This window comes from Bradyrhizobium zhengyangense (genome assembly GCF_022012435.1).
Classification (GTDB): Bacteria; Pseudomonadota; Alphaproteobacteria; order Rhizobiales; family Xanthobacteraceae; genus Bradyrhizobium; species Bradyrhizobium zhengyangense.
The window spans coordinates 147,245-171,494 of record NZ_JAKLUA010000012.1; the positions used below are offsets into that span (position 1 = coordinate 147,245).

24 protein-coding genes are annotated in these 24,250 nt (G+C 64.7%); 13 read left to right on the top strand and 11 right to left on the bottom strand.

Translation table 11 applies throughout. The features are described 5' to 3' along the window. Positions 1-232 precede the first annotated feature (232 nt). Positions 233-1,048 carry an EF-hand domain-containing protein gene (locus L6637_RS29795; RefSeq protein ID WP_237865728.1) on the top strand — a complete coding sequence of 272 codons (816 nt, stop codon included), beginning with the start codon at positions 233-235 and terminating at the stop codon, positions 1,046-1,048. A gap of 16 nt (positions 1,049-1,064) precedes the next feature. Here L6637_RS29795 and L6637_RS29800 read toward each other — a convergent pair whose 3' ends face one another. Together L6637_RS29800 and L6637_RS29805 are read right to left on the bottom strand one after the other, a co-directional pair. Then, on the bottom strand, positions 1,065-2,060 hold the full coding sequence (locus tag L6637_RS29800; RefSeq protein WP_237865729.1) for a P1 family peptidase: 996 nt from the start codon (positions 2,058-2,060) through the stop codon (positions 1,065-1,067). Between the two features lie 57 nt (positions 2,061-2,117). Next, on the bottom strand, positions 2,118-4,922 hold the full coding sequence (locus L6637_RS29805; protein ID WP_237865730.1) for a PAS domain S-box protein: 2,805 nt from the start codon (positions 4,920-4,922) through the stop codon (positions 2,118-2,120). A gap of 253 nt (positions 4,923-5,175) precedes the next feature. Between L6637_RS29805 and L6637_RS29810 the strand changes: the two genes are divergently transcribed. Next, a complete protein-coding gene (locus L6637_RS29810; protein WP_237865731.1) occupies positions 5,176-5,562 on the top strand; it encodes a response regulator in 387 nt (128 codons plus the stop codon). A 74-nt stretch (positions 5,563-5,636) separates the two neighbouring features. Here the strand turns inward: L6637_RS29810 and L6637_RS29815 are convergent, their stop codons facing one another. From L6637_RS29815 to L6637_RS29835, 5 genes are all read right to left on the bottom strand, one after another. Beyond that, the gene (locus tag L6637_RS29815) at positions 5,637-6,755 is read right to left on the bottom strand and encodes a branched-chain amino acid ABC transporter substrate-binding protein (RefSeq protein WP_237865732.1); all 1,119 of its coding nucleotides are present in this window, start codon (positions 6,753-6,755) and stop codon (positions 5,637-5,639) included. 150 nt (positions 6,756-6,905) lie between these two features. After that, positions 6,906-7,646 (bottom strand): ABC transporter ATP-binding protein, encoded by a 741-nt coding sequence (locus L6637_RS29820; RefSeq protein WP_237865733.1) that lies wholly within the window; start codon positions 7,644-7,646, stop codon positions 6,906-6,908. Next, positions 7,643-8,476 (bottom strand): ABC transporter ATP-binding protein, encoded by an 834-nt coding sequence (locus L6637_RS29825; protein ID WP_237865734.1) that lies wholly within the window; start codon positions 8,474-8,476, stop codon positions 7,643-7,645. The genes L6637_RS29820 and L6637_RS29825 overlap by 4 nt, the downstream gene beginning before the upstream one ends. Beyond that, positions 8,473-9,798, bottom strand: a complete 1,326-nt coding sequence (gene livM / locus L6637_RS29830) for a high-affinity branched-chain amino acid ABC transporter permease LivM (RefSeq protein ID WP_271604688.1) — start codon at positions 9,796-9,798, stop codon at positions 8,473-8,475. Before livM ends, L6637_RS29825 begins: the two co-directional genes overlap by 4 nt. A gap of 12 nt (positions 9,799-9,810) precedes the next feature. Further along, entirely contained in the window at positions 9,811-10,728 is a 918-nt protein-coding gene (locus tag L6637_RS29835) for an ABC transporter permease subunit (protein WP_237865735.1), read from the bottom strand. 279 nt (positions 10,729-11,007) lie between these two features. Here L6637_RS29835 and L6637_RS29840 point away from each other — a divergent pair, with 279 nt between their 5' ends. Both L6637_RS29840 and L6637_RS29845 read left to right on the top strand, forming a co-directional pair. Beyond that, positions 11,008-11,199 carry a hypothetical protein gene (locus tag L6637_RS29840; protein ID WP_237865736.1) on the top strand — a complete coding sequence of 64 codons (192 nt, stop codon included), beginning with the start codon at positions 11,008-11,010 and terminating at the stop codon, positions 11,197-11,199. 264 nt (positions 11,200-11,463) lie between these two features. Then, entirely contained in the window at positions 11,464-11,994 is a 531-nt protein-coding gene (locus L6637_RS29845) for a hypothetical protein (protein WP_237865737.1), read from the top strand. On the opposite strand, the gene L6637_RS29850 is transcribed toward L6637_RS29845, so the two are convergent. From L6637_RS29850 to L6637_RS29860, 3 genes are all read right to left on the bottom strand, one after another. Next, entirely contained in the window at positions 11,956-12,348 is a 393-nt protein-coding gene (locus L6637_RS29850; protein ID WP_237865738.1) for a carboxymuconolactone decarboxylase family protein, read from the bottom strand. The genes L6637_RS29845 and L6637_RS29850 overlap by 39 nt on opposite strands. Positions 12,349-12,456: 108 nt before the next feature. Continuing rightward, entirely contained in the window at positions 12,457-13,239 is a 783-nt protein-coding gene (gene pcaD, locus L6637_RS29855) for a 3-oxoadipate enol-lactonase (protein ID WP_237865739.1), read from the bottom strand. Between the two features lie 14 nt (positions 13,240-13,253). Beyond that, a complete protein-coding gene (locus tag L6637_RS29860; protein ID WP_237872699.1) occupies positions 13,254-14,615 on the bottom strand; it encodes a 3-carboxy-cis,cis-muconate cycloisomerase in 1,362 nt (453 codons plus the stop codon). A 170-nt stretch (positions 14,616-14,785) separates the two neighbouring features. Between L6637_RS29860 and L6637_RS29865 the strand changes: the two genes are divergently transcribed. The 9 genes from L6637_RS29865 to L6637_RS29905 all read left to right on the top strand — a co-directional run bounded on the left by L6637_RS29865 (position 14,786) and on the right by L6637_RS29905 (position 22,258). Further along, the gene (locus tag L6637_RS29865) at positions 14,786-15,232 is read left to right on the top strand and encodes an SRPBCC family protein (protein WP_237865741.1); all 447 of its coding nucleotides are present in this window, start codon (positions 14,786-14,788) and stop codon (positions 15,230-15,232) included. 139 nt (positions 15,233-15,371) lie between these two features. Then, positions 15,372-15,857 (top strand): (2Fe-2S)-binding protein, encoded by a 486-nt coding sequence (locus L6637_RS29870; RefSeq protein WP_237865742.1) that lies wholly within the window; start codon positions 15,372-15,374, stop codon positions 15,855-15,857. Positions 15,858-15,885: 28 nt separating this feature from the next. After that, positions 15,886-16,692 (top strand): FAD binding domain-containing protein, encoded by an 807-nt coding sequence (locus L6637_RS29875; RefSeq protein ID WP_237865743.1) that lies wholly within the window; start codon positions 15,886-15,888, stop codon positions 16,690-16,692. A 60-nt stretch (positions 16,693-16,752) separates the two neighbouring features. Next, complete coding sequence (locus L6637_RS29880; RefSeq protein WP_237865744.1) at positions 16,753-17,661, top strand: AAA family ATPase; 909 nt, start codon at positions 16,753-16,755, stop codon at positions 17,659-17,661. A 146-nt stretch (positions 17,662-17,807) separates the two neighbouring features. Beyond that, positions 17,808-19,010, top strand: a complete 1,203-nt coding sequence (locus L6637_RS29885; protein ID WP_237865745.1) for a vWA domain-containing protein — start codon at positions 17,808-17,810, stop codon at positions 19,008-19,010. A 13-nt stretch (positions 19,011-19,023) separates the two neighbouring features. Then, positions 19,024-19,347 (top strand): XdhC family protein, encoded by a 324-nt coding sequence (locus L6637_RS29890; protein WP_008564652.1) that lies wholly within the window; start codon positions 19,024-19,026, stop codon positions 19,345-19,347. A 2-nt stretch (positions 19,348-19,349) separates the two neighbouring features. Further along, the gene (locus L6637_RS29895) at positions 19,350-20,051 is read left to right on the top strand and encodes an XdhC family protein (RefSeq protein ID WP_237872701.1); all 702 of its coding nucleotides are present in this window, start codon (positions 19,350-19,352) and stop codon (positions 20,049-20,051) included. Beyond that, positions 20,048-21,652 carry an NTP transferase domain-containing protein gene (locus L6637_RS29900; RefSeq protein ID WP_237865747.1) on the top strand — a complete coding sequence of 535 codons (1,605 nt, stop codon included), beginning with the start codon at positions 20,048-20,050 and terminating at the stop codon, positions 21,650-21,652. The genes L6637_RS29895 and L6637_RS29900 overlap by 4 nt, the downstream gene beginning before the upstream one ends. 216 nt (positions 21,653-21,868) lie before the next feature. Further along, complete coding sequence (locus L6637_RS29905) at positions 21,869-22,258, top strand: DUF4189 domain-containing protein (protein ID WP_237865748.1); 390 nt, start codon at positions 21,869-21,871, stop codon at positions 22,256-22,258. Positions 22,259-22,276: 18 nt separating this feature from the next. On the opposite strand, the gene L6637_RS29910 is transcribed toward L6637_RS29905, so the two are convergent. Further along, complete coding sequence (locus tag L6637_RS29910; protein ID WP_237865749.1) at positions 22,277-23,884, bottom strand: CYTH and CHAD domain-containing protein; 1,608 nt, start codon at positions 23,882-23,884, stop codon at positions 22,277-22,279. Positions 23,885-24,250 lie beyond the last annotated feature (366 nt).

Consider the following 24,250-nt stretch of genomic DNA (forward strand, 5'->3'; position numbering starts at 1 on the left):
CAGGGGCGAATGGCCTCGCCTAACATGGGCCTCACAGCCGGGCAATGCAGGGGCGGTCAGCTTCCTGTGGGCGGAAAATTCTGCCGCCGCCGGCATGAATTGCCGATGTTCCCGCACTCCGCAAAGCGCCGCCGTGCCGGATTTCATTGAGCTTTTTTCGCTGGCACGACGCTTGCTGACCTTAATGGCCGGAACATTGGCCGCGGCATGCCGCATGGGTTGGAGTTGTGCAATGTTGTTCGCGCTTGGCGCCGTCTCGACTGCGCTTGATGCCATTCAATCGCTGACGAGCTCGAAATCGTCCTCGACGCAGCAGACCGGCTCGTCGCAAGGCGCGACCAATCCGTTCGCGATCGACAGCAGCAACAGCATCAGCAGTTCAACCAGCAGCGCGGCTCCGTCGGTGAATGCGGGCTACTATCCGCAGATCTCCCCGGAGACGATGAATGCGCTGTTCGCCGCGCAAAGCCAGTCGAATTCATCGACCAGCTCAGCATCGTCGAGCGCGACATCCTCGGCCCCGATGAGCCGTGATGACGCGCTGAAGGATCTGTTCTCGAAGCTGGACGCCAATGGCGATGGCCAGATCAGCAAGTCCGAGTTCGAGAACGCGCTCGGCGCCGGGGGCACCAATCTGGCGCAGGCCGACGACGTGTTCTCCAAGCTCGATACCAATTCGGACGGCAGCGTCAGCCTCGACGAGATGTCGAAGGCGCTGAAGGGCGCCGGCGGCCATCATGGTGGTCACCACCACGCGCACGCGGCGAGCGGCTCGGGCGACGCGTCGGGCAGCGGTTCGGATTCCTCCTCGTCGTCGTCGAGCGGCGGGTCGACCTCGACCACCACGACCGCCGCCGACGGCTCGACCACCACCACCGTCACCTATGCCGACGGTTTCAAGATGACGACGACAGTGCCGGGCGCCTCCAACTCGTCGAACGGCTCGGGCGGCGGCAGTTCGCCCTATGACTGGTTCGGCCAGATGATGCAGCGCCAGGCCCAGACCGCAGCGGGTTCTGCGGCTTCGTCGATGTCGATGAGCGTGTAAGGCGCTCTCCGAGATCCTAGCCAAACCGATCCTTCCACGCCGGCTGCGCACCCGGGAACGGCAGCGCGGTTGCGCTGTAGACGCCGCGGGCGATCGCGCGGGCGACCACGTTGGCGGCGACCATGCCGAGCTCGGTGAGGCCGACGATCGGATCGATCGGCTTTGCGCATGTCGCGGCGGCGAACAGCACGTCACCATCGGTCGGGGCATGCACCGGATAGATCGCACGCGCAAAGCCGGTGTGCGCGATCATCGCCAGCCGTTTGGCCTGGGGCTTGCTCAGCACCGCATCGGTGACGACGACGCCAATCGTGGTGTTCTCGCGCTCGGTTGCGGCAGGACCACCCTTGATGCGCATCTTGAGCATGTCGTCGGTGAATTTGTCGGGCAGTCCGCGGCCGCCGAACTCGCCGCCAACCTCGAACGGCGCCGCCCAGAACCAGGGTCCGTCGCCGACGGTGGCGCTGCCGACCGCATTGACGGCGATGAGCGCCGCGACCTTGACGCCGCTGCTGGTGACTGCGGATGCCGAGCCGAGCCCGCCCTTGAACGTCGCTGTGGTGGCCCCCAGGCCCGCGCCGGCGCTGCCGAGCGCAAATTCGCGCCCGGCTGAGGCGGCCGCGGCATAGCCGAGATCGCGATAGGGCGCGAAGCGGCCCCATGCCTTGTCGCCGCCGTTGAGCAGATCGAACAGGATCGCGCCGGGCACGATCGGGATCAGGGCCTCGCGGACGCGGAAGCCGCGGCCCTGCTCGGCAAGCCAGGCCTGGATGCCGCCGCCGGTCTCGATGCCGAAGGCAGAGCCGCCCGACAGCGCAATCGCGTCGACGCGCTCGACCGTATTGGCGAGGCCAAGCAGCGCGTCCTCGCGCGTGCCGGGGCCGCCGCCGCGGATGTCGATCGCCGCAACCGCGGGCTCGTCGAACACGATTGCCGTTGCGCCCGACGCAAGCTCTGCGTCATCGGCATGGCCGACGCGGACGCCGGCGATATCGGTGAGGAGGTTTTTCAAGGACGGCACTCCATGCGGCTGGCACGGTCTCAGCGATAGCGCACGCGCGCGGCGCGCTCAACTCGCCAGCGCCGTCCTGAGCATCTTGGCGAGCTCCGACTTGCGATAGGGCTTGGCCAGCAGCAGCACGCCGGAATCCAGTCGGCCATGATGGACGATGGCGTTTTCGGTGTAGCCCGAGGTGAACAGCGTCTTCAGCTCCGGTCGCCGCCGTGCCGCCTCGTCGGCGAGCTGGCGGCCGTTCATGTTGCCGGGCATGATGACGTCGGTGAACAGCAGATCGATGCCCTTGTCGGCATCGATGATGACGAGGGCTTCGGCGGCGTTGGCCGCCTCGAGCGCGGCATAGCCGAGGCTCTTGATCTGGGTCACGACATACTGCCGCACCAGCGCGTCGTCCTCGACGATCAGGATCTTCTCGTCGCCGCCGGTGACCGGCACGTTCTGGAGCTGTTCGTACTCGGTCTCCTGGACGCCGCTGGATCGCGGCAGGTAGATCTTCACGCTCGTGCCGTGGCCTTCCTCGCTGTAGATCTTGATGTGGCCGCCCGACTGCTTGACGAAGCCGAACACCATGCTGAGGCCAAGGCCCGTGCCCTTGCCGACCTCCTTGGTGGTGAAGAACGGATCGAACACCCGTTCGAGCAGCCCGGCCGGAATGCCCGAGCCGGTGTCGCTGACCGCGATCATCACGTAATTGCCGGCGACGACATCGGGATTCATGCTGGCATAGCCGTCGTCGAGGAAGATGTTGCGGGTCTCCAGCACCAGCGTGCCGCCGTTGGGCATGGCGTCGCGCGCGTTCAGAGCGAGATTGAGGATCGCCGTCGAAAGCTGGCTCGGATCGATCAGTGCCGGCCAGGCATCTTCGGTGAGTTGCGGCATGATCGTGATCTGCTCGCCGAGCGTCGGATGCAGGAGCTTTGCGGCCTCCAGCACCAGCGCATTGACATCGATCTCGCGCGGCTGGAGCGGCTGTTTGCGGGCGAAGGCGAGCAGATGCTTGGTCAGCTGCGCGCCGCGCTCGGCGGCGTCGTCGATCAGCTTGGTGATGGCAGCAAGCTCTGGCCGGTCGGCGACCGCGTCCGCCAAAATACCGATCGTGCCGGTGATGACGGTGAGCACGTTGTTGAAATCGTGGGCGACGCCGCCGGTCAGCTGGCCGATGGAATCCATCTTCTGCGCCTGCCGGAACTGGGCTTCGGCGGCTTGCTTTTCGGTCAGGTCGCGGCCGATGAAGAAATGACGCTTCACCGGCTCCGACCAGTTTCCAACCCAGTTCAGCGAGACTTCGTGACCGTCATAGTGGTAATAGCGCGCCTCGAAGCTGCGCTTGGTCTGACCGCGCCGCGCGGCACGCATCTCTTCGCGCGTCCTGTCCAGGTCGTCAGGGTGGATGAAATCGATCGCGCTGTGCCCGATCATGTCTTCCGGGCTCAGGCCGAGGATATCCTTCACGCTCGGGCTGACCTGGATGAAATTGCCGTAGCCGTCCGTGACCAGGATCAGGTCCTGTGATGTCTCGAAAATACGCTCGCGTTCCTCGATCTCGCGGCGCAGCTTCTCGCGCGATTGCTTTTCCTCGGTGATGTCGTGGGCGATCTTGGAGGCGCCGATGATCTCGCCATTGTCCGATCGCAGCGGCGAGACGGTCAGGACGACGTCGATCTGCCGGCCGTCCTTGCGGATGCGGACCGTCTCGTGCTGGGCGATCGACTCGTTGCTGCTGATACGGTTGAGAAGACCCCTGGCTTCAGCCTTCCGATCCTCAGGCACCACGAGATAGATTGATTGACCGACGGCTTCAGTGGCCGAATAGCCGAACAGGCGCTCGGCAGCCCTGTTCCAGCCCGTGATGCGGCCGTCGAGCGACTCGGTGATGATGGCGTCGTTGGAGGATTCGACCACGGCGCCGTAGAGCGCGAGGCGCTTGCCGTAATAGTCGCGGTCGAACGCCGATTGCTCGCGCAGCCGGCCGACGAGGCCCATGGTGCTCGCCTGGAGGCGGACATTCTCGATCAAGAGCACGGCGAGCACGAAGCTCGCGGCGAACAGGCCGTAGATGCGGCCGGCGTAGAAGCCGAGGTCGTAGCGGGCGATGTTGACGATGGCCGACAGCGCGATGTCAAACAGCCAGGCGCACATCGTGACCATCAGCCAGACGTCGATCACGGTATGCGGCTTGCGGAACCACAGCGTGATCAGCGCCGCGAAGCTCAACGACCAGATAAAGGACACGACGCCGATCATGGTTGCGGTGTAGCGGCCGTCCCTTAGCAAGACCGGCAACAGGTCGTGCCGCGCGGTGACGGTCCAGGCGATGACGATCATCGCGACAATGACGGCGAGCACGGTGAGCACGATCGACCGCTGCGTCTGTCCCTCGATCTTGTTGCCACCGTTGCCGTCCTTCAGCCAGCCATAGGCCAACACGAAGAGCGGGAATCCGGCGTGCCAGATCATGTAGAGCCAGACCGTGGTCTGGGTGCCGGCGCCCAGCAAACCCGTCGGCGAGAACAGTCCGGGGAAGGTGAGGGCGTGCGTCACCGCCGCCGCTGCGGTGAACAGATACCCTGCCGACAGCAGCAGCAACGCGCGGCTGCGCAGGACCGCGAATTGCGACAGCAGCAGAACCGCGGTAATGATGTCGCTGACGGCGAGCGCCGACTGGTAGCTGGCCACGAAGGCCGGCACCTCGATCAAGGGAGTCCCCGCGAAGGGGACAGCCAGCGCGAACAGGATCGCGGAGATTCCGACGATCGCCAGCGCTGCGGTGCGATCGCTCTGCGCCGCCGGCAAGGTCGAAAGGAATGTGCTTCGGTCGTTTCTGGCGTGCACGTTGACCTCTCGCAGGGGCAGCATGGGTAGTCCACGTGACTTCATTGGCCGGCTGCCTTGGCGTGTCGGCCTTGGCCTCCATGGTAACCCGCTCTGGGCGCGTGTCCCGAGGGGATACGCCTACGACTCAACCGAGGGTTACAGCTTACTTAACTGGGACAGGGAATCGGAATAGGGAATCGGTAAGGTTGGCTTTACTGGACGGACCCATACTGCCTTGCCGTACGTCGCCGTTTGAATTGAACCAATTAATGATACGAATCCGGGAGTTGTTCCCATGCCCCGTGTCCTTGTTGTGGATGACCAGAAGGACGTCCGCGCCATGGTCTCGATTGTCCTTCGGGTCAACCATTATGACGTGGTTGAAGCCGAGAGTGGTGTGGCCGGCCTCAAGGCCTTTGGCGAAGAGGTTTTCGACGCGGCCATTGTCGACATTTTCCTGAGTGACACCAGCGGTATCGAGGTCATGGCCGCCATCCGGGAACGGGTTCCCGGATTTCCGATTGTGGCGGTGTCAGGCATGACGACACTGGATTTCATCGGTGAGGCGCCTGGCCTCGATGGCGTGGTCTGCCTGCAAAAGCCGTTTCGGCCGAACGATCTGCTGCAAGCGCTTCGGAAGGCGCAGGCAGCTGCGGGCGGCGAGCTGTCTGCAGCCGTCTGACCGGCTTGCAAAAAAAACGCCCCGGCGGACCGGGGCGCTGACGTCGATCTGGTTAAAAGGTCAGGCGCCCTGTCTCAGGTGCCGTTGGCATTGAGTTCGGCGTAGCCGCCCTTGGCGTCCCACTTGTAGACGACATAGTCGATCTGCTTGATGTCGCCCTTGGCGTCATATTCGAGCGGACCAAGCACCGTATCCCACTTGCCGGCCTTGATAGTCTCCATGACCTTCTTGGCGTCGGTGGTGCCGGCTTTCTTGACGGCCTGAGACCAGACCTGCATCGCGGCATAGGTGTAGAGCGTGTAACCTTCCGGATCGATGCCCTTGGCCTTGAAGGCCTCAACGATCTTCTTCGCGCTCGGCTTGTTGCGCGGATCGGGACCGAAGGTGAACAGCGTGCCTTCGCCGGCCGGGCCCGTGATCGAGGCGTATTCCTTGTCGGCCAGCGCGTCGCCCGACATCAGGACCGTCTTCATGCCCTGGTCGCGCATCTGGCGCAGGATCAGGCCTGCCTCCTGGTGATAGCCGCCGACATAGACGAGGTCGATGTTCTCCTTCTTCAGGCGCGAGACGATCGCGTTGAAGTCCTTGTCGCCCTTGTTGTAGGACTCGTAGAGCTTCTCGGTGACGCCGGCCTTGTTGAGCGCCTTCTTGGTCTCATCCGCCAGACCCTTGCCGTAGGTGGTCTTGTCGTTGAGAATCGCGATGTTCTTGCCCTTGAAGTTCTTCGCGATGTACTGCGCGGCGATCAGGCCCTGTTGATCGTCTCGGCCGCAGACGCGCGCCACGTTCCAGAGCTTGCGCTCGGTGAACAGCGGGTTCGTCGAGGCGGGCGTGATCTGGAGGACATTACCGTCGGCATAAGCTTCCGAAGCCGGGATCGACGACGACGAGCAGAAGTGGCCCGCGACGAACGGGATCTTCGCACCCGCGATCTTTTCGGCAACCGAGCGGGCCTGCTTGGGATCGCAGGCATCGTCCTCGGCATCGAGCACCAGCTTCTTGCCGGCAACGCCGCCGGCGGCATTGAGGTCGGCAATCGCCAGGTCGGCGCCGTTCTTCATCTGGCGGCCGAAGGCGGATTCGGTGCCGGTCATCGGGCCCGCGACTGCGATGGTGAGGTCGTCTGCGAACGCCGCCGTTGACAGCGCAACGGAAGCGCCGAGTGCCAGACCGATGAGTTTCAGTGATTTCATGAGATACCTCGCGGGTGATCGTCTGTGGGAGTTGCCGGGCAAGCCCGGTTCAAACCGGCGCCATTCTTCAATGAATTGTTCGAGAAGTCACCGGCAAAATACGGGCATTTGCAAAGATATCTCGCCGTATTCGGCCGCACGCGAGGGCTGTCAGGCGTGCCGGCCGCCTTCCAGGTAGGCCGCGCGAATCTCAGGGCGCTGCAGCAACTCGGCGCCGGTCCCGGCCAGCGTGATCAGGCCGTTGACCATGACATAGCCGCGGTGGGCGAGTTTCAGTGCATGGTTGGCGTTCTGCTCGACAATGAGAACGGTCAGGCCGTCCTGGCGGTTCAGGGTACGGATCGCATCGAAGATCTGCCGCGCGATGAGGGGCGCGAGCCCCAGCGAGGGTTCATCGAGCAGCAGAAGGCGCGGGCGGCTCATCAGCGCCCGGCCGATCGCCAGCATCTGCTGCTCGCCGCCCGACAGGGTTCCGCCGCGCTGCATGACGCGTTCCTTCAACCGTGGGAACAGCGCGAACACGCGCTCCAGGGTGCTTTCCCGCTCCGCCGCGGTGGAATCGGTGACGTCGGCGCCCATCTGGAGGTTTTCCGCGACGCTCATGCGCGGGAAGATGCGGCGGCCCTCCGGCGACTGAGCGATACGCAAATGCGCGATCTGATGGGTCGGGACAGAGGAAATGTCCCTGCCGTCGAACAGGATCTGGCCGGCGCGGGCGCGCGGCTTGCCGAAGATCGTCATCATCAGCGTCGACTTTCCGGCGCCGTTGGCGCCGATCAGCGCGACGATCTCGCCGGCATTGATCTCGACATCGACGCCCTTCAAAGCCTCGATCTTGCCGTAGGCGGCGCGCAGGCCGCGGATCGCGAGCAGGGGAGTGGCAGCCGTCACGATCCGCTCTCCATCACGGCCGCAGCCTCTTCCTCGTCGGTGCCAAGATAGGCGGCGATCACCTTCGGGTCGTCGCGCACCTCCCGCGGCGTGCCTTCCGCGATCTTCACGCCATGGTCCATCACCACGATGTGGTCCGATATCTCCATCACCACCGACATATCGTGCTCGATGAGCAGGATCGAGGTGCCGAGCTCGCCGCGGATCGACCGCAGCAGCTCGCTCAGCGATGCACTCTCGCGTGCATTGAGGCCGGCGGCGGGTTCGTCCAGGCAGAGCAGCGCGGGCTCAGTGCACATCGCGCGCGCGATCTCGAGCCGGCGCTGGTCGCCATAGGCGAGGTTGCCTGCGGCATCGTCGGCGCGGTCGAGCAGATTGATCCGTTTGAGCCAGTCGGTCGCGAGCGCGATCGCGCGCTTTTCGGCGTCGCGATAGGTGGGGACGCCGATCAGGCCGAGAAACGTAAAGCCTGATGCGCGCATCAAGGCGTTGTGCTGTGCCACCATCAGGTTCTCGAGCGCCGTCATGCCGGGAAAGAGGCGGATGTTCTGGAAGGTTCGGGCGACCTTGGCCTGCTTGGCGATGCGGAAATCGTTCAGCCGCTCCAGCGCGGTCTGCCTGCCGTCGTCATGATTGAGACGAATGGCGCCGCCGGTCGGCTTATAGAAGCCGGTGATGCAGTTGAAGACAGTGGTCTTGCCAGCGCCGTTCGGTCCGATCAGCGCGGTGATCTTCCCCCGTTCGGCTGCAAACGACAGGTCCTGCACGGCGACGATGCCGCCGAACCGCATGGTGAGCCGGTCGACGCTGAGAATTGGTTCGCCGCTCACCCGTGGCCCTCCTTGACGAGGTCGGAGGAGATCGCCTGCGCCTTGGTCAGATACACGGTCGGCGCGCGATGGCCGATGATTCCGCGCGGTCGCCAGATCATGATGAGCACCATCGCCATGCCGAACACCAGCATGCGGTAGGTCTCGAGGCCGCGGAACAGCTCGAAGCCGCCGATCATGGTGAGGGCGGCGAGCGCGACACCGAGCTGCGAGCCCATGCCGCCGAGCACGACGATGGCAAGCACCAGCGCCGATTCCTGGAAGGTGAAGGATTCCGGGCTGATGAAGCCCTGGCGTGTTGCGAAGAACGCACCGGCAAAGCCACCAAACATCGCGCCGGTCGCGAACGCCGTGAGCTTGGTGGTCGTGGTGTTGATGCCGAGCGCGCGGCAGGCCACCTCGTCCTCGCGCAGCGCTTCCCAGGCGCGGCCGATCGGCAGGCGGCGCAGGCGGATCGTCACCCAGTTGGTGAGCAGCGCCAGCGCCAGGATCAGGTAGAACAGGAATATGATGCGATGGGTCGGCGAGTACTCGATGCCGAGCTTGGCGGCGAGCCCGTCATCACTGTTGTCGAGCGGAATGCCGAACAAGGTGGGGCGGGGAATACCGGAGACACCGTTGGGGCCGCCGGTCAGTGATTGCCAGTTGAGGATGACCAGCCGGATGATCTCGCCGAAAGCGAGGGTCACGATGGCGAGATAGTCGCCGCGCAACCGCAGCACCGGAAAGCCGAGCATGACCCCCCAGATCGCGGCGAGCATGCCGGCGAGCGGAAGGCAAACCCAGAACGACCAGCCGAAATTCGTGGCGAGCAGCGCATAGGAATAGGCACCCACGGCGTAGAAGGCGACATAGCCGAGGTCGAGCAGGCCGGCGAGCCCGACCACGACGTTCAGGCCCCAGCCGAGCATCACGTAGGTGAGCACGAGGATGCCGAGGTCGAGGATATAGCGCTGATTGTAGAAGATGACAGGAACGAGCAGGGTGAAGACGAGCAGGGCCGGACCCAGGAAGCGGCCCGCCAGTGACAGGCTGCGCTGGATCGGCGCTGGCACGAGCTTTTCCGCGCCGGTCGGTCCGATCCATTGCCGCAGCAGCTCAATGACGATGGAGCCGCCGAACACGAGGCCGACGATGGAGGCGAGGTCGCCGAAGCGCGTCCACCAGGTCAGCTGCCCGTCGGGGCCGGCCTCGGTGCGGATGCCGATCATCAGCGAGAACAGCACCAGCGCAACGCATGCGCTGAGGAAAGCTTTTTTCAGGATGAACGGAATGCCCACCGTGCGGCCGGCCTGCGTGGTTTCGGTTGAAAGGGCTGTCACGCGAGGGGCCCGTCAGACTTTTTCGACTTCCGGCCGGCCAAGCAGACCGGTCGGCATGAAGATCAGGACGATGATCAGGATCGAGAAGGCGGCGACGTCCTTGTACTCCACCGAGAAATAGGCCGACCAGAGGGTCTCGATCAGGCCGATCGCGAGCCCGCCCAGCACCGCGCCGGGCAGCGAGCCGATGCCGCCCAGCACGGCCGCTGTGAACGCCTTGATCCCTGCAACGAAGCCCATGAAGAAATCGACCTGGCCGTAATAGAGCAGGTACATCATGCCCGCGACGGAGGCGAGCGCCGCGCCGATCACGAAAGTCATGGAAATGGTTCGATCGACGTCGACGCCGAGCAGCGCCGCCATGGTCTGGTCCTGCTCGCAGGCCCGCATGTCGCGGCCGAGCCGTGTCCGCGAGACAAGCCAGGTGAACATGGCCAGCAGCACGATGGTGACCAGCACGACCATGATCTGCATGTTGGAGAGCTGCACCGCAAACCCCTCGGGACCTTCATGCAGCGTGTAGCCGCCCGTGATGATCGGCGGGACCGGCTTGACGCGGGCGCCCTGCGCGACTTGCGAATAGTTCGTCAGCACGAAGGACATGCCGATCGCCGACAGCATCGGTGCGAGCCGGAAGGAGTGCCGCAGCGGCCGATAGGCGATGCGCTCGACTGTCCAGCCATAGAGTGCGGTGACCGCCATCGCGACCAGCAGGACGAGCAGCAAGATCAGTGGGATCGCAGTCAGACCGAGCGACACCAGGAGCAGGAAGGAGATCAGCGCGATGAAGCCGCCGATCATGAAGATGTCGCCATGGGCGAAATTGATCATGCCGACGATGCCGTAGACCATCGTGTAGCCGATCGCGATCAGACCGTAGATGGAGCCGAGCACGAGGCCGTTGATGAGCTGCTGGGCGAAATAATCCATAGGCTGCCGTTACCAAACCTGACGTTGAAAGGGAGCTCTCGAGAGAGTGCGTACGTTTCTTCTCGGGCCCGGCAGCCCCGTCTTCTTCCCGTTTTGTAACAGGAGGGAACTGGCGGCCGCAACTGGTGATGCCTTGGCATAAAGGCTTGTACAGAGCTGATTTCGGTTTCGGATGTCAGCTCCCGGTTCCGCACCTGCGAGGAACCGGGTTCCGCGGAGCAACCAAAAACGTCGCCGGCAGTTGTCTCCGACTGACGTCCAACAAGGGAGTTTCCCCCAATGACGAAGCAGCAGAACCAGAATCCGGGCCAGCAGAACCAGAGCCCCGGCCAGCAGCGCCCGAGCCAGCAACCAGGGCAGCAGCAGGGCGGCGGCCAGAAACCCGGACAGCAGCAGCAGAACGATCCGATGCGCCAAGGCGACAAGCCCGGCCAGCAGCAGGGCGGCAAGCAGGACAACAGACTGGATTGAACGTCCAGGGAGTAGCGTCGCGTGGCCCCGCCGAAAGGCGGGGCCTTATTCTTTGGAAGGTGCTGGTCATTCCGGGGCGATGCAAAGCATCGAACCCGGAATCTCGAAATTTCGGGTTCGGCTCTACGAGCCGCCCCGGAACGACGAGCTTATCCACACGCCGATTAAGGTAAACAAAGGGTTTAAATTGCCGCCGCAGTCCGGTGCGAGTTAGCTCCCGGCAAAGCCTTACCTCGAAGGCATGTAGACGAAGCGGGAAGCGGCATGTTCAGAAATTGGCGGATCGGCTCGGTCAACGGCGCGCTGCTGGCAGCTTATTTCATCCCGGCCTGGACGGTGGTCGCCTTCAACATCGTAGTGGCGCCGGTGCACGGTCTCTACGAGCGGCCGAGCGTCGCGGTGGCGCTGTTCCTCAGCGACCAGCTGCAGATGTCTGGCGTAAGCACGGTGCGCGCTGCCTGGCTGCTGGCGCTCGGACGGCTGACCGTGGTGGCGTTCTTTGCGATCTGTCTTGCGCTTCTGGCCATTCCGCGCACCCGCAGGAGCGGGGCCAGCGACGAGGCGCTCGGCATCGCGCTCGCGATCGGCAGCCTGATCTCGTTCGCGAGCATGATCATGGCCTCCAAGGTCCACGAGATGGCCGCCCTTCGGTTGCACGCCACGGAGCTGTTGCTGCTGCTTGGCGCCGCGATCGTGCTGCTGATCGAGCGGCCGGCGCCAGCGCCGAAGACGGTTGCCGTTCCGGATGCCGCGCCGCTAGCCTTTGATAAGGCCGAGCTCCTGCACAATCGCTGAGGCTTCCTTGACGGCGTGGTTCGCCGCCGGGACGCCGCAATAGATTGCCTGCTGCAGCAGGATCTCCTTGATGTCGTCGGCGGTGAAGCCGCCCTCGGCCAGCGCCGCGCGCACGTGCAGGCGGAATTCATCCCATTGTCCGAGCGCGACCATGGTGCCGATGACCAGCACGCGCCGCGTCCGCTCGTCGAAATGCGGCCGCGTCCAGATCTCGCCCCAGGCATAGCGCGTGATCATGTCCTGGAAATCGGTATTGAAGGAGTTGCGGTTCGCGATCGATTTGTCGACCCAGGCATTGCCAAGCACCTTGCGGCGTACGGTCATGCCGGCATCGCGGCGCTTCTGGTCGTCCATTGTGCTTCTCCGGATCAGTCATTCCGGGGCGATGCGAAGCATCGAACCCGGAATCTTGAGATTCCGGGTTCGCCTCTTCGAGGCGCCCCGGAATGACGGTGATTACGACTAACGCTGCGTCAAGAATCCCACCACCGCGTCGGTGAACGCGTGCGGCTGCTCGACATTGGAAATGTGGGCGGCGTCGATGATGGTCATGCTGGCGCCGGGAATGCTCGAGCGGATCATCTCGCCCGCCGAGATCGGGGTTGCCTGATCGTGGCGGCCGGCGATCACCAGCGTCGGGCTCTTGATCTTGGGCAGCAGAGCGCGCTGGTCGAGCGTCGACAGTGCCTCGCAGCAGGCGAGATAGCCCTCGACCGGGGTGGCGACCAGCATCGCCTTCATCCTGGCAGTGATCTCGGGCTCGCGCTCGCGGAAATCCTGCGTCAGCCAGCCGGCGATCACGCCGTCGGCGACCGACGCGATGCCGCCCTTCTTCACGGCGTCGATGCGCTCCAGCCATCTGGTCGGCTCGGCATAGTAGCAGGAGGTGTTGGCGAGGATGAGCTTGCCGAATCTTTCAGGCGCGTTGGCGCCGAGCCATTGCCCGACCATGCCGCCCATCGACAGGCCGCACCAATGCACCTTCTCGATGTTGAGGTCGTCGAGGATCGCGAGCACGTCGCGGCCGAAGCGCTCCATTGTGTAGGGGGCGGGCGGCACGTTGGACTTGCCGTGGCCGCGGCGGTCGTAGCGGATGACGCGGAACACTTGCGTCAGCGCCTTCATCTGCGGCTCCCACATCTGCAGCGTACAGCCGAGCGAGTTCGAGAGCATCAAGGTCGGCCCGCCGTCGCGGCCCTCGACGGAGACGTTGATCAGGCAACCGTCGGCATCGATCATCGGCATTGCGGCGTCTCCGTTCAGCTTAATTCACGGTCAAGGTTGTCGAGCAGGCGATCGATCAAGGCCTGTGACGCACCTTGATAGGCCATCGGCTCGAATAATTCCGCAATTTTCTCCGGCGTCAGATGCGCGGTGACCTGCGAATCGGCGGAGAGGATGTCGCGCAAGTGCTTCTTCTCGGCGACCGCGCGCTTGCTCGCGACTTCGATGAGATGATGCGCGTCGCTCTTGCCGATCTTGTCGGCCAGCGCAAAGGTGACGGCCTCCGCCATGATCAGCCCATGCGTCGTATCGAGATTGCTGCGCATGCGCGCCGCATCGACGTCGAGGCCTTCGGCGATGTCGACGATCGCAGCGAGCGCGCCTGATGTGACCAGCATCAATTGCGGCAGCGTCGGCCATTCCGCATGCCAGGGCCCGGCGCTGCGCTCGTGGTCCTGCACTTGTGCTGCAAGGATCGTAGCGGTGAGCTGCGGGGCCATGGTCGCGCAGCCGAGCGCGCTCGCGGCGGCAACAGGGTTGCGTTTGTGCGGCATGGTCGAGGAGCCGCCGCGGCCTTCGCCGGCCGGCTCGAAGGCTTCGCCGACATCGGTCTGCATCATCAGCGAGACGTCGCGGGCGATCTTGCCGCAACTGCCGGCGAGGATCGCGAAGCTCGATGCCGCTTCCGCGATACGGTCGCGATGGGTGTGCCAGGGCGCCTCGGGGAGCGGCAGGTTCAACTCCTGCGCCAGCCGTTCGGCGACCGAGAGCCCTTTGTCCCCGAGCGCTGCGAGCGTGCCGGCGGCGCCGCCGAATTGGAGCGCGAGGCCCTCGCGGCGGAGCCGCCGCAGGCGGCAGCGCGCACGGGCAAGGCTTGAGGCATATTCAGCGGCCTTCAGGCCGAACGGCATCGGCAGAGCGTGCTGGAGCCAGGTCCGCGCCACCATCGCCGTGTTGCGGTGGGCGCGCGCGAGCGCGGCAAAGCCCTTGATGGCGCGGCTGAGGTCGGCATCCAGCGCGTCGATGGCAGCGCGCAAGCTCAGCATGGTCGCGGTATCGATGACGTCCTGGCTGGTCGCGCCCCAATGCACGTAGCGCGCGGCTTCAGCGTCGGCTTTGCCGACATTGGCGGTCAGCAGCTTGACCAGGGGGATCGCGAGATTGCCCGACCGGGTCGCGGCCTCGGCCAGCGCGGTCATGTCGAAGGTCTCGGCCTTGCAGGCCGCTTCGATCGGGCCCACTGCCGACGCGGGAATCACACCGGTCGCGGCCTCGGCCCGGGCCAGGGCTGCCTCGAAATCGAGCATGTTCTGCAGCGTGGACCGGTCGTCGCAAACGGCGCGCATGGCTGCGCTCGACAGCATCGGCGCAAGCAGGGGGGAGAGAGCTGTGGTCATGTTGCGCCGGACCTAATCACCATGATCAGGCTCTGCCAATCCCCCGACTATCAGGACAAGACCTTTTGCAGGTGCGAATATGCATTGCACGTGACCAGGGCCACCCTTTTCTTTGCGGCCTCCGTGCGTTACTTGAGCATCCCACCTTTTGCGATCCCCGGAGGCACCCCATGGCCATGACAATGAACGGCGAAGTCCAGCTTGCGGCGCCGCGCGAGGCCGTCTGGGAGAAGCTCAACGATCCCGCGGTGCTGAAGGCCTGCATCCCCGGCTGCGAGGAGCTGGAGAAGACCGAGGACGGCGGCTTTCGCGCCACCGCGAAAATGAAGGTTGGTCCGGTTTCGGCGCGCTTCAAGGGCAAGGTGATGCTTTCGGATCTCGACCCGCCGAACGGCTACAAGATCTCAGGCGAAGGCGAGGGCGGAGTGGCTGGCTTTGCCAAGGGCGGCGCCGCGGTGAAGCTTGCCGAGAAGGATGGCGGCACGCTGCTCTCCTATGACGTCGAGGCGCAGATCGGCGGCAAGTTGGCGCAGCTCGGGCAGCGGCTGATCAACGGCACCGCCAAGAAGCTGGCGGACGAATTTTTCGCGAATTTCGTCAAGGCGGTACAGGGCTGACGGCTCTGGCTTTTCGTCATGGCACCTCGCGCTTGGGGCAATGTTGCCCCCGGCCATAATGGCCCATATGATGGGTTGGAATAATTATAAGAAAGAACCGCTTCGACGGGACCCGTCGGGGCGCTGACAGAGAGTGCTTATGGCAAAAATCTCCCTCATCGTGAACGGCAATCCTGTTACCGGCAATGTCGACCCGCGGACGCTTCTGGTGCAGTTCCTGCGCGAGAATCTGCGGCTGACGGGCACCCATGTCGGCTGCGACACCTCGCAGTGCGGCGCCTGCGTCGTGCATCTCGACGGCAAGGCCGTGAAGTCCTGCACCACGCTGGCCGTGATGGCCGACGGCCACGAGGTCAAGACCATCGAGGGATTGGCCGCCGATGGCGCGCCGCTACATCCGATGCAGGAGGCCTTCCGCGAGCACCATGGCCTGCAATGCGGCTTCTGCACGCCGGGCATGATCATGACCGCGATCGACATCGTGCATCGCAAGGGCAACGAGCTCGACGACCATACCATCCGGGAAGAACTGGAAGGCAATCTCTGCCGTTGCACCGGCTACCAGAACATCGTCGCCTCGATCGCCGCCGGCGCCAAGGCGATGGCGAAATCCGATCTCGCGTAACCGCGCCCTCCGCGATCAGGACACACTCATGTACGAATTCAAATACCACCGCCCCGGGACCGTCCGGCAGGCCGCGAATCTCCTGGTGAAGAACGAAGACGCCAAGGTGATCGCCGGCGGTCACACGCTGATTCCCGTCATGAAGCAGCGGCTCGCAAGCCCGCCGCATCTGGTCGACCTCTCCCATATCGAGGGGCTGAATACGATCGAGATGAAGGGCCGTTCGCTGGTGATCGGCGCCACCGCCAAACACGCCGAGGTCGCGACCTCCGCCATTGTCGGTGAGGCCATTCCGGCACTTGCCAATCTCGCCAGCCAGATCGGCGATCCCGCGGTGCGTCACAAGGGCACGATCGGCGGCTCGCTCGCCAACAACGATCCGACTGCGGACTATCCGGCCGCCGTGCTCGCGCTCGGCGCCACCATCGTCACCAACAAGCGCCGCCTCAAGGCCGAGGAGTTTTTCCAGGGCCTGTTCTCGACCGCGCTGGAAGCCGACGAGATCATCACCAAGGTGATGTTCCCGCTGCCGAAGAAGGCCGCCTATATCAAGTTCCGCAACCAGGCTTCGCGTTACGCGCTGGTCGGCGTGTTCGTGGCGCGGCGTCCGTCGGACGTGCGCGTCGCCGTCACCGGCGCCGGCTCGGACGGCGTGTTCCGCGTCGAGGCCTATGAGGAAGCGCTGAAGAAGCGGTTCTCGTCCAAGGTGCTCGAAGGCATCGACGTGCCGGCGGAAGGGCTGAACAGCGATATCCACGGCAGCGCCGAATACCGCGCGCATCTGATCGGCGTGCTGACACGGCGCGCCGTCGACGCGGCCAATGCCAAGGAGTGAGTGATTCTCACGCCTCGGCCAAACTTGTCCCGGTGAGGGCGTAGCGAGACTGGCTTTTTCATGACTTCAGCGACCCTGCCGGCATCGGTCGATGCGATGCTCGAACTCTTGACCTCGCGCGGCTATCTGGCCGAGCGGTCGCTGGCGACGGTGACGTACCTCTCGCTGCGCATGGGCCGGCCGCTGTTCCTGGAAGGCGAGGCCGGCGTCGGCAAGACCGAGATCGCGAAGGTGCTCTCGGCGGCGCTGGGGCGGAAGCTGATTCGCCTGCAGTGCTACGAGGGCCTCGACGTCTCCTCCGCGGTCTATGAGTGGAATAGCGCCGCGCAGATGATCGCGATCCGGATGGCGGAAGCCGCCGGCGACACCGATCGTGATCAGCTCTCGAGCGACATTTTTGCCGACCGCTACATGATCAAGCGGCCGCTGCTCCAGGCACTGGAGCCTGACGTCGCAGGACCGCCGGTGCTGCTGATCGACGAGCTCGATCGCGCCGACGAGGCCTTCGAGGCCTATCTGCTGGAAATTCTCAGCGACTTCCAGGTGACGATCCCCGAATTCGGCACCGTGAAGGCGCCGCATCCGCCGATCGTCATCATCACTTCCAACCGCACCCGCGAGATCCACGATGCGCTGAAGCGGCGCTGTCTCTATCATTGGGTCGACTATCCCGCCGCCGAGCGCGAGCTGGCGATCGTCAAGACGCGCGTGCCCGGCATCTCGGCCAAGCTCTCGCAGCAGGTCGTGCGCTTCGTGCAGGCGCTGCGCAACCAGGATTTCTACAAGTCGCCTGGCGTCGCCGAAACCATCGACTGGGCCACCGCCTTGTCCGAGCTCGATGCCCGCTCGCTGACCCCGCAAGTGGTCGGCGACACGCTCGGCGCTCTGCTCAAATACCAGGACGACATCACGCGGATGCAGGGCGACACCCTGCAGAAGGTGCTGAAGGAAGCGACGAGCGAGAATTGACGCGCGTGCGTCATAACGAACCCGTCATTCCGGGGCGCGCGTCAGCGCGAACCCGGAATCCATCGAGCGGCATGGATTAAGGATGAATGGATTCCGGGCTCGCGCCAAGGGGCGCGCCCCGGAATGACGGCTGAGAGTGTGGACGCATGGCCATCAACCACCTTGCCCCGGAGCAAACCGAGCAGTTCGCCGACAACATCGTCGGCTTTGCCCGGGCGTTGCGTGCGGCCGGCATGCCGGTCGGCCCCGGCGCGGTGATCGATGCCATGAGCGCGCTGCAGGTGATCGACATCGGCAACCGGGCCGACGTCTTCACCACGCTGGAGGCGATCTTCGTCAAGCGCCATGAGCATGCGCTGATCTTCAAGCAGGCTTTCAACCTGTTCTTCCGTGCCTCGGAAGAATGGAAGCACCTGCTGGATTCGGTGCCGCTGCCGGAGCAGGCCAAGAAGAAGCCGCAGGCCGGCTCGCGCCGCGTGCAGGAGGCGATGTCGCAGCCGCGGATGACGGAGACGCCGCAGCACCAGGAGCAGGATTTGCGCCTGTCGGTTTCCGACAAGGAGATCCTTCAGAAGAAGGACTTTGCGCAGATGAGCGCCGCCGAGATCGCAGAGGCGCTCCGCGCCATCGAGAGGATGCGGCTGCCGCAGGCGGAATTGCTGACGCGCCGCTACCTGCCCGACCCGCGCGGCTTGCGGCTCGACATGCGCCGCACGCTGCGGGCCTCGTTGCGCACCGGCGGCGACATTATCGACATCCATCGCCTCGGGCGGATCGAGAAGCCGGCCCCGATCGTGGCGCTGCTCGACATTTCCGGCTCGATGAGCGAGTACACCCGTCTGTTCCTGCATTTCCTCCATGCCATCGGCGATGCGCGTAAGCGCGTCTCGGTGTTTCTGTTCGGCACCCGGCTCACCAATGTGACGCGCGCGTTACGCCAGCGCGATCCGGACGAGGCGCTGGCGAGCTGCTCGGCGGCGGTCGAGGATTGGGCCGGCGGCACGAGGATCTCGGCCTCGCTGCACAACTTCAACAAATTGTGGGCGCGGCGGGTGCTGAGTCAGGGCGCCATCGTGCTGCTGATCTCCGACGGGCTGGAGCGGGAGGCCGATTCCAGGCTCGCCTTCGAGATGGACCGGCTGCACCGGTCCTGCCGGCGGCTGATCTGGCTGAACCCGCTGCTCCGGTTTGGCGGCTTCGAGGCCAAGGCCCAGGGCATCAAAATGATGCTCCCGCACGTTGACGAATTCCGCCCGGTACATAATTTGAGTTCGATCCAGGAGCTGATCACCACGCTCTCCCGGCCGCTGCCGCCGCATCACCGCAGCCTGATCCGCTCCGCAGCCTGAGAGGCAAAAGCCCATGCTCGATCGCGACGAGGATATTCTGAAGGCGGCAGAGGACTGGCAGAAGGCCGGCCGTGGTGTCGCGCTGGCAACCGTTGTCGAGACTTGGGGCTCGGCCCCGCGCCCGGCGGGCTCGAGCCTCGTTATCAACGACGAGGGCACCTTCCTGGGCTCGGTCTCCGGCGGCTGCGTCGAGGGTGCCGTGGTTACCGAGGCCATGGACGTGATCGAGAGCGGCAAACCCAAGATGCTGGAGTTCGGCGTCGCCGACGAGACCGCCTGGAATGTCGGTCTGTCCTGCGGCGGCACCATCCGCGTCTTCGTCGAGAAGGTCGGCTGACCGTGAAGCTCGCAATCCTGCATGAACTCAATGCCGAGCGCGCCGCGCGCCGGCCGGTGATTTTGCTGACCGACACCGAGAGCGGTGAGCAGCGCCTGGTGAAGGCTGCCGATTTCGCCAAGGATCCGCTGCGCGCGGAATTGGACAAACAGCTCCGCATGGGCAAGAGCGCCAATGTCGAGGCCGGCGGCAAGAAGCTGTTCTTCAACGTCTACGCGCCAACCGCAAAGCTCGTCATTGTCGGCGCGGTCCATATCAGCCAGGCCCTGGCGCCGCTGGCGCGTTCTCTCGGCTATGACGTCACCGTCGTCGATCCGCGCACGGCCTTTGCGAGCCCCGAGCGCTTCCCTGATATTCCGCTCGTCGCCGAATGGCCCGACACGGCATTGCCGCCGCTCAATGTCGATGCGTACACCGCCTTCGTCGCCGTAACGCACGACCCCAAGATCGACGATCCAGCACTGCTGCATGCCTTCGAGCGCAACTGCTTCTATATCGGCGCGCTCGGCTCGCGGAAGACGCATGCCAAGCGCGGCGACCGGCTGCGGGCGCAGGGCGCCAAGGAAAGCGATATCGCGCGCATCCACGCGCCCATTGGGCTGGCGATCGGTGCGGTCTCTCCATCCGAGATCGCGGTGGCGATCATGGCCGAGATCACCGCGGTTCTGCGCCTGCCGCCCAAAGAAAAAGAAGAAGCGGCATGAAATTCGGCCCGGCGAGTCCCAGGGATGCGATCGGCGGGGTGACCGTCCACACCCTGCGCCAGGGACCGCTCGTGCTGAAGAAAGGCACGACGATTGGGCCTGCCGAGGTCGAGCAGCTCGAGCGCGCCGGCATCAAGGACATCGTCGTGGTGCGGATGGAGGCGGGCGACGTCTCCGAGGATGTTGCCGCCGCCAGCATCGCGCTTGCGATCGGTGGCGAGGGCATCCATGTCGAGCGCGCCTTCACCGGCCGCGCCAATTTGTTCGCCGCGCAGCCGGGCGTGCTGGTGATCGACCGCGCCGCGGTCGACCGCATCAACAATGTCGACGAGGCCATCACCTTTGCCACGCTCGCCGCCTACAAGCCGGTGGTCGAAGGCGAGATGGTCGGCACCGTGAAGATCATCCCGTTCGGCGTTGAAGGAAATTTGCGCGATGCCGCGGTGAGGGCCGCCGGCAAGGACGTGCTGAAAATCGCGCCCTATGTCGTCAAGCGTGTCGGTGTGGTCTCGACGTTGCTGCCGGGCTTGTCGTCCAAGGTGGTCGACAAGACACTGCGCGTGACCGCCGAGCGTCTCGCGCCGGCGGGTGCCAGCATCATCGCCGAACGGCGCGTACAGCATGAGGAGCGCGCGCTGTCGGCTGCGATCAAGGAATTGCTCGCGCTTGGCGCTGAGCTCGTGATCGTGTTCGGGGCATCGGCGATCGCCGACCGCCGCGATGTGATCCCGGCTGCCGTTACCGGAATCGGCGGCGAGATCGAGCATTTCGGCATGCCGGTCGATCCCGGCAATCTGCTTTTGATCGCGCGCGCCGGCAGCGTGCCGGTGCTCGGGGCGCCCGGCTGCGCGCGTTCTCCGGTCGAGAACGGTTTTGACTGGGTGCTGATGCGGCTGCTCGCCGGCATCAAGGTGACGCGCTCCGAGCTGATGGGCATGGGCGTCGGCGGCCTGCTGATGGAGATCGTGACGCGCCCGCAGCCGCGCGCCAAGCCCGAGATCGAGGACAACAGGCAGGTTGCGGCCATCGTGCTCGCGGCCGGCCGCTCCACCCGCATGGGCGGGCCGAACAAGCTGCTCGCCGAGCTCGACGGCAAGAAGCTGGTGCGGATCGCCACCGAGCAGGCGCTGGCGTCGAAAGCATCCGAGGTGATCGTCGTCACCGGCCATCAGACCGAGCTGGTCGAGCAGGCGTTGCAGGGACTGAAGGTGAAATTCGTCAAGAACCCGGATTTCGCCGGCGGCATCGCGGGCTCGGTCAAATCAGGCATCGCGGCGGTGTCTGACGCCAGCGATGGCGCCGTGATCTGCCTCGGCGATATGCCGCTGATCGATGCCGGCCTGATCGATCGTCTCATCGACGGCTTTGCGCCGGATCGTGGCAATCTCATCGTCGTGCCCGTCAGCGAAGGCCGCCGCGGCAATCCGGTGCTGTGGTCGCGCCGCTTCTTCAAGGAATTGATGACGCTCGACGGCGACGTCGGCGCGCGGCATTTGATTGCCAAGCACACGGAAGCGGTGGCCGAAGTGCCTGTTGATGGCGAGGGCGCGTTTCTCGACATCGACACGCCGCAGGCCTTGGAAGCTGCTAGAGGCGGATGAAGGTGCCGTAACTTCGTAGGGTGGGTTAGACAGCGGCGGCGCGAAGCGCAGTCCGCTGGCGTAACCCACCACTTCCGTTTCCGCAGTGACACATTTGGCGGATTTACGCTTCGCTAATCCACCCGACGGCTCCTCGATTTCAACTCTCCATTCACCATCTGGAAACGGTCCCAGCTTAGAGTCGCCTGCACCTGCCTTGGGGGGAGGGGTTTTTCCATGGTTTCGAACCTCGTCGCGCGCCGTTGCGCGATGTTTTTCTTTGCGCTGTCGATCTGTGTCGCTGGCGCCCGTCACATCACCGAGGCTCATGCGGCCGGCGCCTTTGCCGTCGGCAGGTGCGGCGCCTATGGCCAAGCCTATGATTACGGCGCCGAGCACGAGGCGCGTGCCGCCGCTCAAAAGCAGTGCAAGGGTGAATGCACGACGGTGACAATGAAGCGGGCCTGTGCGGCCATGTCAGTCGACATGACCAACCCCTGTGGCGCTTATGGCTACGCCGTGAAGCCGAAGATCTCGGCCTCGCTCAACGCCGCCACCCGCGAATGCTACAAATATGGCGGCAAGGAATGCGTGATCCGTGCCTGGGCCTGCGACGCCAAGGGGTGATCAAGGGTTGAGCTGCGGTTAGCGCAGCCATCCCGCGTTGGCTTGCACCAGCTTGACCGGCTGCTCCGGCGCGTCGATCGACCAGGGCACCTTGGCCCCGGTGAATTCCGACCAGGCTTTTAGCAGGCGGACCTCGACGCCGACCATGGCGTGGGCCTGCCAGCCCGCGATCGCGGCTGCCGCCATGCCGCTGCCGGTCGCGCCGGCGTTGACGTCGGCAAGCAGTGACGTCGTCGTCGCCATGTCATTGTAGACGCCGAGCTGCTGCTGAAGGTCGGCCAGCCTGCGCGAAAATCGCTTTGCGGATTTGCCGTGCCCGCAGAGCGGAAGCAGGAAGTCGGCGACGTAGCGCAGCTTCTTGGCGGCGAGGCGGACACGATGCCGCTCCTCGATCGGCAGCGATTTGAAACGGCGACCGCGCTTCAGCACCTTGGCATGCTGCGCCGACAGGATGTTGCGGGCGAAATTGATCGCCGGCTCTGCCAGTTGCGCCAGGCCTTCGGGCGCAACGTCGCTGCGCCAGCCGCGCGCTTCGATCCAGGCGCCGAGCCCGATCACGAAGTAAGCGCAGCGCCGGTCGGCAAGGGCGCGGCGGGCCTCGTCGTAGAAGCTCGCGCGGCGTTCGTCGGCGAGCGCGCCGAGCGTGTCGAAGCCTGCAACCGACGGGCAACCCTCCGCAACGGTGTGCAACGTTTCCTGCCGGAACACATCCCAATCACGCGCGCCCGAAAGGCTACCCGCAAGCCATTTTGCTTCGGCGCGCATCAGGTCGAGCTTGGCCAGCGACACCACCGACCGCATCAGGTCCAGCGCGGAGCGCAGGCGGCGCAGCGCGACGCGAAGCTGATGCATCCCCTCGGGGTCGCGGCCATCCTCGGCGGCAGGCAACGCCTGGAGCAAGTGCAGGAGACAGGATCGCAGGATCTCGGAGAAGGCCTCGTCCAGCGAGATCGACGGATCGAGACGAAGCTTCGGCGGCTTCGGTGTGCGCGGCGGCGTATCGGCCGCGAGGTCAAATCCACGCGCCGATTTGGTGCGGATCGACGGCTTCACTTGACCATGCTCGGCGAGCCGAAGCGCGAGGTCCCAGATCGCGGACGGGCTGCCGCTCCTAAGCTCCAGCTCGATCTCGCTGACGGGCAGCGAGCGATCGCCTGACGTCAGATGGCCATGATCAAAGGCGACCTCGACCGTGCCCGACGGCAAGTCGACGAGGCGTTGATGCCGGTGGATATCGCTGCGGAAGACGGCTTCGATCGGGTGACGCTCCAGCTCGGCGCGCAGCTTGTCCGAAACGAGCGGCATCGCCAGCGCGATATCGGGCGCCATCGACGGCACCGCTGCCTCCCACTCGCCACGTCGCAGCGGATCGTTGCTGGATTCCGTTTTCACGGTCTGCGTGAATCGCGTGCCGCTCTGGCGAACCCTGAAGCTGAATCCATCGCGGCGAAGCGTGCGCTTGGGCGTATCGTAGTAGACAGCCTTGAGATGCTTGCGCGCCCCCTTGTTGCGCGCATTCGCGGCGATGATCGGCGCATCGTTGAAGTCAGCCAGACGATCGGAGTCCACGAGCAGCTTGAGTTCGATTTCAGTCGCGCGAGGCACACCGTCGCGGGGCGAAGACACATCCGGCCTCGTCGCATCGGCGCGAATATCTTCGGCGGACAGGTCGGCGTGAGAGAAACCGCTGCGCGGGGGCCCGTTGTCGGAGATTTCGGAACCAGGCTTTTGTTCCGCGTTGGAAGTTGCGGCGTTCCTGATCGCAATGTGTTGATTGTTTGACCCGGCGAGACGCCGCCTCGGTTCGAGGGCTCCCTTGATGGCGTCAATTTCGGACATTCGCAGCTTTATGACAGTTCAGTGACGGGCATCGACATATATCCGAGTTGTCCTGCGGAGAGAAGCACAGCCGATCGCATCCCGCATTGAAATTTCTACGCTGTGATCGCCCGGACAATCCGCGTTACATTGACATAAGCCGTCGCAGCGCTC

Coding starts and splice junctions, on each gene's coding strand:
- L6637_RS29795 (WP_237865728.1), top strand. CDS start 233: ATGTTGTTCGCGCTTGGCGCCGTCTCGACTGCGCTTGATGCCATTCAA.
- L6637_RS29805 (WP_237865730.1), bottom strand. CDS start 4,922: ATGCTGCCCCTGCGAGAGGTCAACGTGCACGCCAGAAACGACCGAAGC.
- L6637_RS29810 (WP_237865731.1), top strand. CDS start 5,176: ATGCCCCGTGTCCTTGTTGTGGATGACCAGAAGGACGTCCGCGCCATG.
- L6637_RS29815 (WP_237865732.1), bottom strand. CDS start 6,755: ATGAAATCACTGAAACTCATCGGTCTGGCACTCGGCGCTTCCGTTGCG.
- L6637_RS29835 (WP_237865735.1), bottom strand. CDS start 10,728: ATGGATTATTTCGCCCAGCAGCTCATCAACGGCCTCGTGCTCGGCTCC.
- L6637_RS29840 (WP_237865736.1), top strand. CDS start 11,008: ATGACGAAGCAGCAGAACCAGAATCCGGGCCAGCAGAACCAGAGCCCC.
- L6637_RS29845 (WP_237865737.1), top strand. CDS start 11,464: ATGTTCAGAAATTGGCGGATCGGCTCGGTCAACGGCGCGCTGCTGGCA.
- L6637_RS29850 (WP_237865738.1), bottom strand. CDS start 12,348: ATGGACGACCAGAAGCGCCGCGATGCCGGCATGACCGTACGCCGCAAG.
- pcaD (WP_237865739.1), bottom strand. CDS start 13,239: ATGCCGATGATCGATGCCGACGGTTGCCTGATCAACGTCTCCGTCGAG.
- L6637_RS29860 (WP_237872699.1), bottom strand. CDS start 14,615: ATGACCACAGCTCTCTCCCCCCTGCTTGCGCCGATGCTGTCGAGCGCA.
- L6637_RS29865 (WP_237865741.1), top strand. CDS start 14,786: ATGGCCATGACAATGAACGGCGAAGTCCAGCTTGCGGCGCCGCGCGAG.
- L6637_RS29870 (WP_237865742.1), top strand. CDS start 15,372: ATGGCAAAAATCTCCCTCATCGTGAACGGCAATCCTGTTACCGGCAAT.
- L6637_RS29875 (WP_237865743.1), top strand. CDS start 15,886: ATGTACGAATTCAAATACCACCGCCCCGGGACCGTCCGGCAGGCCGCG.
- L6637_RS29880 (WP_237865744.1), top strand. CDS start 16,753: ATGACTTCAGCGACCCTGCCGGCATCGGTCGATGCGATGCTCGAACTC.
- L6637_RS29885 (WP_237865745.1), top strand. CDS start 17,808: ATGGCCATCAACCACCTTGCCCCGGAGCAAACCGAGCAGTTCGCCGAC.
- L6637_RS29890 (WP_008564652.1), top strand. CDS start 19,024: ATGCTCGATCGCGACGAGGATATTCTGAAGGCGGCAGAGGACTGGCAG.
- L6637_RS29900 (WP_237865747.1), top strand. CDS start 20,048: ATGAAATTCGGCCCGGCGAGTCCCAGGGATGCGATCGGCGGGGTGACC.
- L6637_RS29905 (WP_237865748.1), top strand. CDS start 21,869: ATGGTTTCGAACCTCGTCGCGCGCCGTTGCGCGATGTTTTTCTTTGCG.